The sequence below is a fragment of the Nevskia ramosa DSM 11499 genome (assembly GCF_000420645.1).
GTDB classification, from domain to species: domain Bacteria; phylum Pseudomonadota; class Gammaproteobacteria; order Nevskiales; family Nevskiaceae; genus Nevskia; species Nevskia ramosa.
On the sequence record NZ_ATVI01000009.1, the window covers coordinates 49,758 to 62,977 of the forward strand.

The window sequence follows — 13,220 nt, forward strand, 5'->3', positions numbered from 1 at the left end:
GGCGCGATTTCAAGGCCTGTGTGGTCGCCGGAGTACCGGAAGTCGGCTGATATACTCCGACCATTCCCGACGTCCTTTCACCGTGCCTTCTATCGCCCGCTTCTTTCGCTTTGGTAGCAAGAAACAAGCCGCGCAACCCTTGACGCGGAAGGCTGGCTCGACGGTGCCCGCCGCCGATGCCACCTGGATCGAACGCCTGCCCAACGAGGCGGTGCTGCTGATCTGCGTCGGCGTCGCGGTGTTCCTGCTGGCCGCGCTGCTGAGTTTCCATCCGGATGATCCGGGCTGGTCCTCGTCCGGGGTCGGTCATCAAACCCGCAACCTTGCCGGTGCCGCCGGTGCCTGGCTCGCCAACGGCCTGCTGAGTTGTGTCGGCTATGTCGCATTCCTGTCGCCCTGGGCTGTGTTGTGGCTGGGCTTGCGCGCCTTCCGCGGTTTCGATTCGCCGATGCACCTGCCCCTGGGCTTGCGGGCCACTGCCTGGTTCGTTTCGGCTCTGAGCCTGGCGGGACTAGCCGCGATGTACGGCGGCGACGCTAGCCGCTGGTTGCCTCAGGGCGGTGGCGGCATTGCCGGCAGCCTGCTCGGCAACAGCCTGCGCAGCGTGCTGAATCCGGTCGGCGCGACGTTGTTGTTGCTGACCTTGTTCGTCGCCGCGTTGCCGCTGGCGATGGTGTTTTCGTGGCTGGCCGTGCTCGATGCCATCGGCAACCGGGCGATGGCCTGGTGGGAGCGGCGTCAATTGCGCCGTGCCCAGCGCAGCAATGATCAGATTGCCGACGTGATCGGCAGTGAAGTGGACGTCGCGCTCGATGAACCGGCGGTCCGCGAGCCGCGCCGCCGCAAGCCGCGCTTCGAGCCTTCGCTGTCCAACCCGGAACTCGATCTGGCCGCCATCGAGCCCTTGCCGATCGTCGACCGGGCTGACGACCGCGAAGAGCCGGTGCCACCACTCGTTGCCGTGGTCACGCCTTCGTTTGCGCTGCCGCCCGATCCAGCTCCGCCATGGGCGACCGAGGTCGAAACCGAAGTGGAAATCCCGGCCGGATCCAAGCTGGTGATGGCCGCGCCGAAGCCGAAGAAAGCGGTGAAGCCGGATGCGATTCAGGTGCCAGCCTTCAACGGCGAGCCGCTGCCGCCGCTGTACCTGCTCGATCCGCCGAAGCCGGGCGGTCGCCGCTATACGGCCGAGGAAATCGATCGCCTGTCACGTGAACTGGAACGCCATCTGGCCAGCTTCGGCGTCAAGGGCACGGTCGTCGACGCGATGCCCGGCCCGGTGATCACCCGCTTCGAGCTGCAGCCGGCTTCCGGTGTGAAGGGCTCGCAGATCACCAATCTGTCGCGCGATCTCGCTCGCGTGATGTCGGTGGCCAGCGTCCGCGTGGTCGAGGTCATCGAAGGCAAGAGCGTCATCGGCCTGGAGATTCCGAACCAGAAGCGCGAGATGGTCAGCCTGTCCGAGGTTCTGGCGTCGAACGCGTACACCAGCGCCACATCGCCGCTGACCATGGGCATGGGCAAGGACATCGCCGGCAATCCGGTCGCCGTGGACATGGCGAAGATGCCGCATCTGCTGGTCGCCGGTACCACCGGTTCCGGCAAATCGGTGGCGATCAACGCGATGATCCTGTCGATGCTGTTCAAGGCCACGGCCGAGCAACTGCGCCTGATCCTGATCGATCCGAAGATGCTGGAACTGTCCGTCTACGAGGGCATTCCGCATCTGCTGACGCCTGTCGTCACCGACATGAAGGACGCCGCCAACGCGCTGCGCTGGTGTGTGGCCGAGATGGAGCGCCGCTACCGGCTGATGTCGGCACTCGGCGTGCGCAATCTCGCCGGCCTGAACAAGAAGGTGCTCGACGCGATCGAGTCTGGTGAGCCGATTTCCGATCCGCTGTCGACGATTCCGGATCTGTTCGCCGATGCCGAGCTGTCCGGCCCGGTGCTCGGTCCGAGCCTGGAGCCGATGCCGCACATCGTCATCGTCATCGACGAGCTCGCCGACATGATGATGGTGGTCGGCAAGAAGGTCGAAGAGTTGATCGCCCGTATCGCCCAGAAGGCGCGCGCCGCCGGCATTCATCTGATCGTCGCCACCCAGCGCCCCAGCGTCGACGTGATCACTGGCCTGATCAAGGCCAACATCCCGAGCCGCGTCGCGTTCCAGGTCGCCAGCCGCATCGACTCGCGGACCATCCTCGACGAGATGGGTGCGGAGACGCTGCTCGGCCACGGCGACATGCTCTATCGGCCGATCGGCGCCAGCCGCATCCAGCGTCTGCACGGCGCCTTCGTCGACGATCACGAGGTGCACAAGGTCGTCGCTTATCTCAAGCAGGTCGGCGAGCCGAACTACATCGTCGACATCCTCAACGGCGAGCCGGAAGAACGCGCTGCGCCAGAGCCGGGCGCGGCCGATGCCGAATCCGATCCGCTCTACGACAAGGCTGTGGCGATCGTGCTCGAGACCCGCAAGGCCAGCGTCAGCTGGGTGCAGCGGCGTCTGTCGATCGGCTACAACCGCGCCGCGCGCATGGTCGAGCAGATGGAAGCGGCGGGCATCGTCGGGCCCTCCGGCCCTGGCGGCAACCGCGAAATCCTCGGGCCTGGCGGCCGGGACTGAGCACCTCGGCAGCTCGTTCGAGAGTTGTCCCGCTTTCCCGAACAGGGCTGCTGTGTCAAATTACGCGGCCTTGCGTGAGCATCGACCCAGATCGATGCCGGGCGCAAAGGGGCACATCCCGATCTGTACACATTTAAATTCCCGAGAGGATTCAATCCATGAAGTCGATTTACGCCGCTGCTGCCGTCACGCTGGTCTCCGTTCTCGCCGCTGGCTGCAAGCCGGCCCCGGCTCCGGAAGCCGCTCCGGCCGAAGCCGCCCCGGCTGCTGCTGAAGCTGCGCCGGCCGCCGCTGGTGCCGAACTGTCGGTCAGCAAGTCGGTTTCGATCGCTGCCCCGGCCGACGCCGTCTGGGCCAAGGTCAAGGACTTCAATGGCATGAACACCTGGCACCCGGCGATCGCCAAGTCGGAAATCGTCGAAGGCACCAACAACACCGTTGGCGCCGTGCGTCAGCTGACGCTGGCCGGCGAAACCCCGACCACGATCAAGGAAAAGCTGACCGCGCTGGACGACGCCGCCAAGTCCTTCTCGTATGAAATCGTCGAAGGCCCGCTGCCGGTCAGCGACTACTCGTCGACCCTCACTGTCGCCGCCGACGGCGCTGGCAGCACCGTGACCTGGTCGAGCAAGTTCAAGGCTAAGGGCGCCGACGACGCGACCGCGACGACGACCATCGAGGGCGTCTACACCGGCGGTCTCGACAACCTGAAGAAGGTTCTCGAAACGAAGTAAGCGACACACTTCGTAGCGATAAGGAAAAGGCCCTTCGGGGCCTTTTCCCGTTTCTGCAGGCTGAATCGATGGGGCTCGATGTGGTCGCTCAGCGGGGCTTCAGCCGACAGGCGATAATTTCGTCGTCTCACTCTTGGTACCGCGTGGCCTCCCATGATCAGATCGCTGTCATCGCTGCTGGCTGTCCTGCTTCTGTCGTCGACGGCTGTGTCTGCCGCTGGCGCTGATTCCGCGCAGGACGCGCTGAAGCGCTTCGTCGACGGCGTGCAGACCTTCGAGGCGCACTTCGAGCAAACCCAGACGGACGACCGCCACAAGGTCACGGCTCGCAGCAGTGGCCTGTTTCTGCTTGCACGTCCGCCTGCATCGGCGAAGACTGGCGTCGGTCGCTTCCGCTGGGCCTACGAAAAACCGTACGAGCAGTTGTCGATCTGCGACGGCGTGAAGCTCTGGGCGTTCGACCCTGACTTGAATCAGGTGACCGTGCGCAATGCCCGCGATGCGCTGGCCGGTACGCCAGCGGCGCTGCTGTCCCAGCGCGGCGGCCTCAGCGAGGCTTTCGTCGTGCAGGACGGCGGCAGCGAAGGCGCCAGTAATGGTGATTGGCGTATCGTGCGCCTGCTGCCCAAGGCCAAGGATGGCGATTTCAAGCTGATCGAACTGACGCTCGACAAGGCCGGCGCGCCGCAGCGGATGCGCTTCGAAGATCCGATCGGGGGCTCGTCGGAAGTGAAGTTCAGCGCGATCAAGACCAATCAGAAAATCGACGACGCGCAGTTCAAGTTCGTGCCGCCGAAGGGCACGGAAGTGGTCGATGGCGACAGCCCGCCGAAGGCCGGTGCTGCAACACCCTGATGGATCGACACGCGACGCTTCGTGATGCGTGAGCGAGCGGACGCAGTCCTGAACGCGCATGCGCCGTTGGCCGAGCGAATGCGGCCGCGCACGCTCGATGAAGTCGTCGGCCAGGCGCATGTGCTCGGGCCGGGCTCGCCGCTGCGGGTGGCGATGGAATCCGGCCGCATTCCGTCGATCGTGTTCTGGGGCCCGCCCGGTGTCGGCAAAACCACCTTGGCGCGATTGATCGCCAATCACTCGGATGCGCAGTTTCTGACCTTGTCGGCGGTGATGGCGGGGGTCAAGGACATCCGCGAAGCGATGATCAATGCGCAGATGGAGCGCAACGCCAAGCCACCGCGGCGCACGGTGCTGTTCATCGACGAGATCCATCGCTTCAACAAGAGCCAGCAGGACGCGCTGCTGCCCTATGTCGAAGACGGTACGGTCACCCTGATCGGTGCGACCACCGAAAATCCGAGCTTCGAACTCAACGGCGCGCTGCTCAGCCGGCTGCGCGTGTTCGTGCTGCGTTCGCTCGATGCCGATGCGATCAGCGCGCTGCTGAAACGCGCGCTGACCGATCCCGAGCGCGGCATGGGCGAGGCCGCTGATGCGTTGCCCGAGGCCTGGATCGAGCGCATTGCCGATTCCGCCGATGGTGATGCGCGCCGCGCGCTGATCCTGCTCGAAACCGCCGTCGAACTGAGCCGCGCCGCGGGCAAGAAGGACGATGCGCTGCTCGATCAATTGATCGGCCGCGGTCTGCGCCGCTTCGACAAGCAGGGCGAGAACTTCTACGACCAGATCAGCGCGCTGCATAAATCGGTACGCGGTAGCGATCCCGATGCGGCGCTGTACTGGTTCGCGCGGATGCTCGATGGTGGCGTCGATCCCGGCTATCTGGCGCGCCGCGTGCTGCGCATGAGCGTAGAGGACATCGGCCTCGCCGATCCGCGCGCGCAAGCGATGTGCATTTCCGCCTGGGACACCTACGAGCGGCTCGGCAGCCCGGAAGGCGAACTGGCACTGGCGCAGGCCGTCGTCTATCTGGCCGTTGCACCCAAGAGCAACGCGGTCTACCGCGCGTACAAGAACGTTCGCGCGGCCGTCGAGAAACACGGCTCGCTGGAAGTGCCGATGCACATCCGCAACGCGCCGACCAAGCTGATGAAAGGTCTCGGCTATGGCGATGGCTATCGCTACGACCACGATGAAGCCGATGGCGTCGCCGCCGGCCAGCAGTTCCTGCCTGATGCGCTGATCGGCACCGAGTTCTACAGCCCGGTGCCGCGCGGCCTGGAAATCAAGATCGGCGAGCGGCTGGCGCAGTTGCGGGCCGTGTCGCGACAAAAGCCGGCCCGCTGACCTCCCTCTTCATTGTGTGTATCATTTCTTTATTGAATACACACGGAGACGTCCGATGCGGACCAATATCGACATCGACGACCGCTTGATGGCCGACGCCATGGCTGCGACCGGCGCGCGCACCAAGAAGCAGGCGGTCGAGGACGGCTTGCGCTTGCTCGTGCGCATGCAGCGCCAGCAGGAATTGCGCAGTTTGCGCGGCAAGGTGGCCTGGGACGGCAATCTCGAGGCGAGCCGGCTTTCCGTTCACGAACCCGCGCCGTGATCGTTGCCGACAGCTCGGTCTGGATCGATTTCCTGAATGGCGTCGACGGCCCGCAGGTCGAGCTGCTCGACCAGCTGCTCGATCGCGACACCGTGGTGACCGGTGATCTGATCCTCACCGAAGTGCTGCAAGGCATCCGCGACGATCGCGAGTTCCGTCGCGTGTCCAGCCTGATGGCCGCGCTGCCGAGCCACGAGATGGCCGGCTTCGACATCGCGCTGCTCAGTGCGCAGAACTATCGGCGGCTGCGTGCGCAGGGCGTCACGGTGCGCAAGACCATCGACCTGCTGATCGGCACGTTCTGCATCGAGCACGGCCTGACCCTTCTGCACCGTGACCGCGATTTCGACGCGATGGAGCACGGCCTCGGCCTCAAGGTGTTGCGGGCGCACGCGGCATGAATGCGCCGGTGATCTTCGCGGTTGCCGTCGGCGGCGCATTGGGTTCGGTCGCCCGCTACCTGCTGTCGACCCTGTTGCGCGGCGCGGCGCCTGGCTTTCCTTGGGGCACGCTGGCCGTCAACGTCGTCGGCGGCTTCGCGATGGGTGCGATCACGGCCTATGCCTTGGCGAAGCCTGGTGCACTGTCCGATACGCTCAGGCTGGGTCTTACCACCGGCATCCTCGGCGGCTTCACGACGTTCTCGGCGTTCTCGATCGAAACCATGCTGCTGTGGCGGGATGGCAACTCGACGGCTGCGTTCGTGAACATCGCCGCGAACCTGGCCCTGAGCCTCGCAGCCTGCGCCATCGGCCTGTGGCTGGGCCGGCAACTGGCCTGATCCTGCCTGATTGGGCAGTCTGACGGGGGCAGCCTCGCCGCTATACTGCGCGGCACTTTTTACCCGGATGCCGACCGATGCTTGACCCGAAACGCTTGCGCGCAGATGCCGCCGCGATTGCCGCGCAGCTGGCGCGTCGCGGCTATGTGTTCGATCTCGAACGCTTCAATGCGCTGGAAGCGCAGCGCAAGCAGATGCAGACCGAAACCGAAGCGCTGCAGGCCGAGCGCAACGCTGGTTCCAAGCGCATTGGTCAAGCAAAAGCCAAGGGCGAAGATGCGACGCCGATCTTTGCCGACATGGAGCGGATCAAGACGCAGCTGGTGGGCAACGAAGCGGCACTGAACACGCTACAGATCGAGTTCGACGAGTTTGCCGGCAGTCTTCCGAACGTCCCGCATGCCTCGGTGCCGGACGGCAAGAGCGAAGCCGACAACGTCGAAGTCCGCCGCTGGGGCACACCGCGCGAAAGCAGTGGCGCGAAGGACCACGCCGATCTCGGCGAAGCGCTCGGCCTGATGGATTTCGCCGCCGCCGCCAAGCTGACCGGCGCTCGCTTCACCGTATTGCGCGGCCAACTCGCGCGCCTGCATCGGGCGCTGGGCCAGTTCATGCTGGATGTCCATGTCAGCGAGCACGGCTACGAAGAGCTGTACGTGCCGTTCATCGTCAACGCCGCGTCGTTTCGTGGCACCGGCCAGTTGCCGAAGTTCGGCGACGATCTGTTCTGGCTGAGCAATGTGCCGGGCGAGGGCGCGCAGTGGGGTCTGATCCCGACTGCCGAAGTGCCGGTCACCAATCTGCTGCGCGACGAGATTCTCGACGCTGCGAACCTTCCGAAAAAGTGGGTCGCTCACACGCCCTGCTTCCGCGCCGAAGCCGGCTCGGCCGGCCGCGATACCCGCGGCATGATCCGCCAGCATCAGTTCGAGAAGGTCGAGTTGGTGATGGCCACCACGCCGGAGGCTTCGTATGCCGCACACGAGGAGCTGACCGCGCACGCCGAAAACATCCTGAAGAAGCTCGATCTGCCGTTCCGCACCGTCGTGCTGTGCACCGGCGACATGGGTGCCAATGCAGCCAAGACCTACGACATCGAGGTCTGGCTGCCGAGCCAGAACAAGTATCGCGAGATCAGCTCCTGCTCGAATTTCGAGGACTTCCAGGCGCGGCGCATGTTGGCTCGCTATCGCCATCCCGAGACCAAGAAGACCGAGCTGCTGCATACCTTGAACGGCTCCGGTCTCGCGGTGGGCCGCACCCTGGTCGCGATCATCGAGAACTACCAGAACGCCGATGGCACGATCACCGTGCCGGCCGCGCTGCGCAGCTATCTCGGCGGCCTCGAGAAGATCGGCTGAGCGAGCCGCGCCCCGTGCTGGTCTGTCCGCTGTGTCGCGGCGCGCTGCTTCGTCAGCCGCCGACCTGGCGCTGTGCGAACAACCACTGCTACGACGTTGCTCGCGAAGGCTATGTGAACCTGCTGCTGGTGCAGCAGAAGCACAGCCCGGAACCGGGTGACAGCGCCGAGTCGCTCACTGCGCGGCGCGCCTTTCTCGAAGCCGGCCATTACGGCCCGCTGCGCGATGCGGTGGTCGCGATGCTTGCGCCGCTTGCGCCGCTTGCGCCAGATACGCTGCTCGATCTGGGCTGCGGCGAAGGCTGGTACACCAGCGCCTTCCCGGCAATCGCTGCCGAGGTCATTGGCCTCGACATCGCCAAGCCGGCGATCCGTCTCGCGGCGAAGCGCTATCCCGGCATCACCTGGATCGTCGGCAGCGGTGCGGTCCTGCCGGTCGATGATGCCTCGCTCGATGTCATCAGCTGCCTGTTCACCCAGCTGCACATCGACGAAATGCACCGCGCGCTGAAACCCGGCGGTCACGTGCTGGTGGTGACGCCGGCGGCCGATCATCTGTGGTCGCTGCGCGCCGGGCTGTTCGAGGACGTGGTGGCCCACGAGCCGGACAAGTTTCTGGCCGGCTTCGCCGATCGTTTCGAACTGGCGGCACGCGACGACGTACGCGCACCGCTGTCGCTCGGCAATGCTCAGCTTCGCCAGGTGCTGGCGATGACGCCCTACGTCTGGAAAGCGCGGCCCGAGCGTCGCGCGGTGCTTGAACGATGCGAACAGCTCGAGACTACGGCTGCGTTCTCGCTGCTGCTGTTCAGGAAGCGCGCGCCGTAACGCTGTTCACGGCACCCATTCGATCGGCTCCAGCGCCTTCAGCAGGAACGGCATCATCACGTCGGCCTGGTTCCATCCCCACTGGAAAGCCTTGTCGAAATCGCTGGCCGAGGGCAGCAGATTGAGCGGGCTCAGGGTGGGCTCGAAGCGCATCAGCCAATCGAAATACGGCCGTTGCGACGGCAGTTGCAGCTGAATCGCCTGGGTCACCGGCCACAGCCACAGATGGCGTGGATCGAACTGCGGATGGAAGCAGTCGAGCGCCAGATAGAACGCGTTGCGGGTGCCGATACGGCCGCTGTGCACGCCTTCCCAGGCGATGCGTGCCGGCACGTTTGCGGCGACTCCACCATCGGCGAACAGGGCGACCGCATGTTCCTCGCGCAGCCGCGTCAGCACGGCATCGCTGATCGCGTCACGGCGTCTCGGCTCGTACTGCAGCACGGCGGGAATCGTGGCCGAAAGACCAACGGCATCGATCACCCGCAGCCCGCGTGTCGAAGGATCACGGCCGAGCACGATCGGCTTGACCACGCGCGGGTTGAAGAAGGTGCCGATCAGCAGCATTCGCTCGGTGACCAATCGCGACAGCGACTTGTTGCGCACCTGCGCGGTCAGCAGCTCGCGCATCGTTGCCGGCATGTGGTCGTAGACGCTGGTGCGCATGCCGGCGATCACCGCTTCGTAGGGAATCTCAAGATCCTTGAGCCGTAGCGGCGAGCCATCCGGATGACGCATCGCCGTTTCCATGCCGCCGAGATGCAGGCGCATCAGGCCGGGCAGGGTGTGGGTGGCGCCGATATGGGGGCGGGCGAAGATGTGCCGCGTCTGCAGGCCCTTGGCCCAGGCCATCAGCGCTTCGATGTCGAGCTGCCGGGCGCGGCTCAGGAAGGCGCCAATCAGCGCACCGATCGAGGCGCCGACGATGTAATCGGACGAGGTCTGTTCGGCTCTCAGGCGCGCGGCCGCGCCGATGTAGACATAGCCGGCACCGCCGCCGCCGCCCATGATCGTGACCAGCGCCTTGCGGCCGACTTCGGCATCGAGTTCGGCCTCGTTGAAGCTGCCTTCGTGACGACGCAGCAGCTGCCGCCGCGCCGAGACGAGGCTCGGATGCAATGCGCGCAGCGCTGCATTCGCACCGGCCAGACGCCGCTCCGGATCGCGTTCATGGCTCAGCGGCTTGTTCAGCTCCAGCAGCACGCGCTCGCGCAGCGGCGCAATCAGGTCTTGCGCCAGTTCCACATCTTCGCGGCGCGTGCTGCCATCGACCCCGCCGGGTGCGAACACATGCAGCCGCGCGAAGCTCAGCAGATAGCGCAGCTGCTTGTACTCGCGCGCAACCAGGAACGAGGGCTTGGCGAGCACGGCGCGAACCAGCGACATTTCCATGCGCTGCAGGATCAGCAACTGCTTGTGCGTCGGCGCGGTCATCAAAATTATTGGCTTATAGCGGTAGCGGAACGACAAGCGCCGCGGCCGACTCCGGCCAGTGCCGGAACGGCCGCACGGCACCAAACTCGCGCACCTCGGCAACCTTCTCGGGATCGATCTCCGCATACAGCCATTGCGGCTCGTTCAGCGGTCCGAGTGCGATCACGCCGTCATCGGGAAAGCCGCGATCCGGCGGGCCGTAGACGCCGGCGCTGCCGATGTTGATGTCGACAGCTGGCGACCACGCAGCCTCACCGACGATCGGCGACTGAATGACGTAGCATTGGTTTTCCAGCGCTCGCGCCTGGGCGCCGACCTTGACCCGGTAGTAGCCAGCCAGGGTATCGGTGCAGCTCGGCACCAGGATGATTTCCGCACCGGCTTCGCAGGCGGCGCGCGCCAGCAGCGGGAATTCGGAGTCGTAGCAGATGTTGACGGCGATCTTGCCGAGCGCGGTATCGAACAGCTTTAGCGGTGGCTCGCTCCAGATGTTCCATTGCTCGCGCTCGAAGCGGGTCATCACTGCCTTGTCCTGATATTCGGCGCGGCCATCCGGCGCGCAGAACCAAGCGCGGTTGACCGTGCGGCCATCGGCCAGGGTCCAGGGATAGCTGCCGGCGAGGATGTAGACCTGATGCGCTTGCGCCAGCCGCCGGTGCAAGGTCAGCCAGGTTTCGCGATGTGTCTGCATCGCGGCGATCTGGCCATGCAGATCGGAGCGCGTCGCGGCATCGAGATGAGCGATCGACATCGACCCGTATTCGGGAAACACCAGCAGCTTTGCTCCCCGCGCAACGGCATTGGCCACCCACTGCGCGACCCGCGCATCGACTTCGTTCCAGGTGTTCGGCGAGAACACCGGGAATTGCGCGGCGGCGACGATGAAGGCGCGCGCACTCATGGCAGACGGCGCAGCCAGAAGGTCATCGGCTTCGCGGTCGATTCAGTCTCTCCGATGTCCGGCCACGAGAACGTGGTGACGATCTCCGGTGCCTTCACATAGCCGCGCTTGCCCCAGAAGCGGTCGTTCGGCACATGGCCGGCCGGCTTCAGGGGGTGATCATCCGGCCGCTGCACCGAGCAAAACGCGCAGACCTGCAAGCCCAGTTCGGCGGCGTGGGCTTCGCGCAGCTCGAAGAACTTCACGCCGAGACCGAAGCCGCGGTACTCGGGCAGCAGCACCGATTCGCCGAAGTAGTCGATCGTCTCGATCGCGTGGCCGCCGGCAATGAACGGCGCCTGGGCTTCGGCGCCTGCGTCGGCGAGCGGCAGCACGGTGGACGCGCCGATGCAGCGTTCGCCATCCCAGACCAGGATCGCCAGGCTGCGCGGACACTTCACGTACAGATCGAGGTAATGCGCCTCGTAGTCGCGCGAGCCTTCGTACAGGTACGGAAAGGCACGGAACACGGCGATGCGCACGGCGGCGAGCGCGTCGATCTGCGTGGCGATCTCGCTGCCGCGGAGTTGTTCGATTCTGAGTTGTGACATGGGAGCTCCCTAAAGCCCTCTCCCTCCGGGAGAGGGTTGGGTGAGGGACTGTTCCGCGACCGGAAGTGCTTCAGGTCGACCAGCGTCTCTCACCCCAGCCCCTCTACCCGAGGGAGAGGGGAGGCCAGCTTGTTAGGCGCCGACCTGTTTCAACCAGTCATTCAGGTTGTAGTAGTTGGTCACGCGCGCGACCTTGCCATCGCGAATATCGAAGAACGCGCCGGCCGGCAGCGTGTAGGTCTGGCCGTTCGCTTCCGGCAGGCCTTCGTCGGTCTTCAGGTACTTGCCGAGCACCAGGAATTCCACCGCCGCACGGCTGCCGTCGGTGTTGACGTTGATGACGATGTCGGCGATCTCTTCCGAGTACGAACGGTTCATCTTGTCCATGAACGCATTGAACGCGTCCTTGCCGATTTCGCGACCGCCCTGGTTGACGTCATGAATGATGTCGTCGGTCAGCAGGCCGAGGAAGGTCGGCCAGTCGCGGCGGTTGAAGGCGCCGTAGTAGTCAGCGAGTAGCTTGCGGGTGTTTTCCACGGACATCGTCGGATTCCTCTTCTCGAAAGTGGCGCGCGGCCCGATGAAGCTCAGGCGCGCAGGAAATCACCGGACTTGCCGCCGGTCTTCTTCAGCAGCAGCACGTCGCGAATCTTCAGATTGGTGCCGGCATGTGGTTTCAGCATGTCGTACAGGCACAAGGACGCGATGCTCGCCGCAGTCAGTGCTTCCATCTCGATGCCGGTGCGGGCATGGGTGGCGACCTCGACCAGCACGGTCACTGTGGTCTCGGTGAACGCGTAGGTGAGGTCCAGTCGCTCGACCGGAATCGGATGGCACAGCGGCAGCAGTTCCCAGGTGCGCTTGGCGGCGAGGATGCCGGCGGCACGCGAGATTTCCAGTGCATCGCCCTTGTCCAGCGTTTTCTCACGCAGACGGATCAGCACATCGGCAGGCACATCGACCACGGCCTGCGCCACGGCTACGCGCAGGGTCACTTCCTTGGGGCTGACGTCTCTCATCTCGCGTTTCTGTTGTCTGTTCTTACAGTGATTCGACCGGCTGGATCGGCACGCCTTCGAGAAAGCGCACGGCACCGTCGACGTAGTGTTCTTCCTTCCAGATCGGCACCGCCTGCTTGATCGTGTCGATCGTCCAGCGGCAAGCCTCGAAGGCTTCGGCGCGATGACCGCCGCGGATCACGACGATGACGCTGATCTCGCCGATCGCGAGCACCCCGACCGCGTGCGCGACGAGCACATGAACCTTGAAGCGCGCTTCCGCCGCCGCTTCGATCTCGCGCAGCCGTGCTTCGGCAAGACCGCGATGCGCGTGGTAGGTCATGCCGCTGACGGCATTGCCAAGATGCTCGTCGCGCACCGTGCCGGCGAACACGGCCAGCGCGCCGGCATCCGCGGGCTGAGGCTCGACGAGCCAATCGGCAAGGTTCAGCGCGCCGTCGCGGAGGCGGGGCAGGGACTTGATGGCGCTCATCG

General features: G+C 65.1%; 15 protein-coding genes. 9 read left to right on the forward strand and 6 right to left on the reverse strand.

Annotated elements, in window-relative coordinates; all coding sequences use genetic code 11:
- The first annotated feature begins 139 nt into the window (after nt 1–139).
- The 9 genes from G513_RS26400 (at nt 140) to G513_RS0115535 (ending at nt 8,802) form a co-directional block, all read left to right on the forward strand.
- Complete coding sequence (locus tag G513_RS26400) at nt 140–2,629, forward strand: DNA translocase FtsK (RefSeq protein WP_022977771.1); 2,490 nt, start codon at nt 140–142, stop codon at nt 2,627–2,629.
- A 158-nt stretch (nt 2,630–2,787) separates the two neighbouring features.
- Nucleotides 2,788–3,363, forward strand: a complete 576-nt coding sequence (locus G513_RS23415; RefSeq protein WP_022977772.1) for an SRPBCC family protein — start codon at nt 2,788–2,790, stop codon at nt 3,361–3,363.
- Nucleotides 3,364–3,516: 153 nt separating this feature from the next.
- Entirely contained in the window at nt 3,517–4,218 is a 702-nt protein-coding gene (gene lolA / locus G513_RS23420; RefSeq protein ID WP_022977773.1) for an outer membrane lipoprotein periplasmic chaperone LolA, read from the forward strand.
- 24 nt (nt 4,219–4,242) lie between these two features.
- Nucleotides 4,243–5,568, forward strand: coding sequence for a replication-associated recombination protein A (locus G513_RS0115510; protein ID WP_022977774.1), 1,326 nt, complete (start codon nt 4,243–4,245; stop codon nt 5,566–5,568).
- Nucleotides 5,569–5,623: 55 nt separating this feature from the next.
- The gene (locus G513_RS0115515; RefSeq protein WP_022977775.1) at nt 5,624–5,833 is read left to right on the forward strand and encodes a type II toxin-antitoxin system VapB family antitoxin; all 210 of its coding nucleotides are present in this window, start codon (nt 5,624–5,626) and stop codon (nt 5,831–5,833) included.
- The gene (gene vapC, locus G513_RS0115520) at nt 5,830–6,234 is read left to right on the forward strand and encodes a type II toxin-antitoxin system VapC family toxin (protein WP_022977776.1); all 405 of its coding nucleotides are present in this window, start codon (nt 5,830–5,832) and stop codon (nt 6,232–6,234) included. Before G513_RS0115515 ends, vapC begins: the two co-directional genes overlap by 4 nt.
- Entirely contained in the window at nt 6,231–6,614 is a 384-nt protein-coding gene (gene crcB / locus G513_RS0115525) for a fluoride efflux transporter CrcB (protein WP_022977777.1), read from the forward strand. The genes vapC and crcB overlap by 4 nt, the downstream gene beginning before the upstream one ends.
- A gap of 77 nt (nt 6,615–6,691) precedes the next feature.
- Nucleotides 6,692–7,975 carry a serine--tRNA ligase gene (gene serS, locus G513_RS0115530; protein ID WP_022977778.1) on the forward strand — a complete coding sequence of 428 codons (1,284 nt, stop codon included), beginning with the start codon at nt 6,692–6,694 and terminating at the stop codon, nt 7,973–7,975.
- Between the two features lie 14 nt (nt 7,976–7,989).
- Nucleotides 7,990–8,802, forward strand: coding sequence for a putative RNA methyltransferase (locus tag G513_RS0115535; protein ID WP_033417961.1), 813 nt, complete (start codon nt 7,990–7,992; stop codon nt 8,800–8,802).
- A gap of 6 nt (nt 8,803–8,808) precedes the next feature.
- Here the strand turns inward: G513_RS0115535 and G513_RS23425 are convergent, their stop codons facing one another.
- The 6 genes from G513_RS23425 to G513_RS23430 form a co-directional block, all read right to left on the reverse strand.
- Nucleotides 8,809–10,236: a patatin-like phospholipase family protein gene (locus G513_RS23425; protein ID WP_022977780.1), complete on the reverse strand. Its 1,428-nt coding sequence runs from the start codon at nt 10,234–10,236 to the stop codon at nt 8,809–8,811.
- A gap of 13 nt (nt 10,237–10,249) precedes the next feature.
- Entirely contained in the window at nt 10,250–11,137 is an 888-nt protein-coding gene (locus tag G513_RS0115545; protein ID WP_022977781.1) for a carbon-nitrogen hydrolase family protein, read from the reverse strand.
- Complete coding sequence (locus G513_RS0115550) at nt 11,134–11,727, reverse strand: hypothetical protein (RefSeq protein ID WP_022977782.1); 594 nt, start codon at nt 11,725–11,727, stop codon at nt 11,134–11,136. Before G513_RS0115550 ends, G513_RS0115545 begins: the two co-directional genes overlap by 4 nt.
- 132 nt (nt 11,728–11,859) lie before the next feature.
- Nucleotides 11,860–12,270, reverse strand: a complete 411-nt coding sequence (locus G513_RS0115555) for a ketosteroid isomerase-related protein (RefSeq protein WP_022977783.1) — start codon at nt 12,268–12,270, stop codon at nt 11,860–11,862.
- Between the two features lie 44 nt (nt 12,271–12,314).
- Nucleotides 12,315–12,746: a cyclic pyranopterin monophosphate synthase MoaC gene (moaC, locus tag G513_RS0115560; RefSeq protein WP_022977784.1), complete on the reverse strand. Its 432-nt coding sequence runs from the start codon at nt 12,744–12,746 to the stop codon at nt 12,315–12,317.
- Nucleotides 12,747–12,768: 22 nt separating this feature from the next.
- Complete coding sequence (locus tag G513_RS23430) at nt 12,769–13,218, reverse strand: molybdenum cofactor biosynthesis protein MoaE (RefSeq protein WP_033417962.1); 450 nt, start codon at nt 13,216–13,218, stop codon at nt 12,769–12,771.
- Nucleotides 13,219–13,220 lie beyond the last annotated feature (2 nt).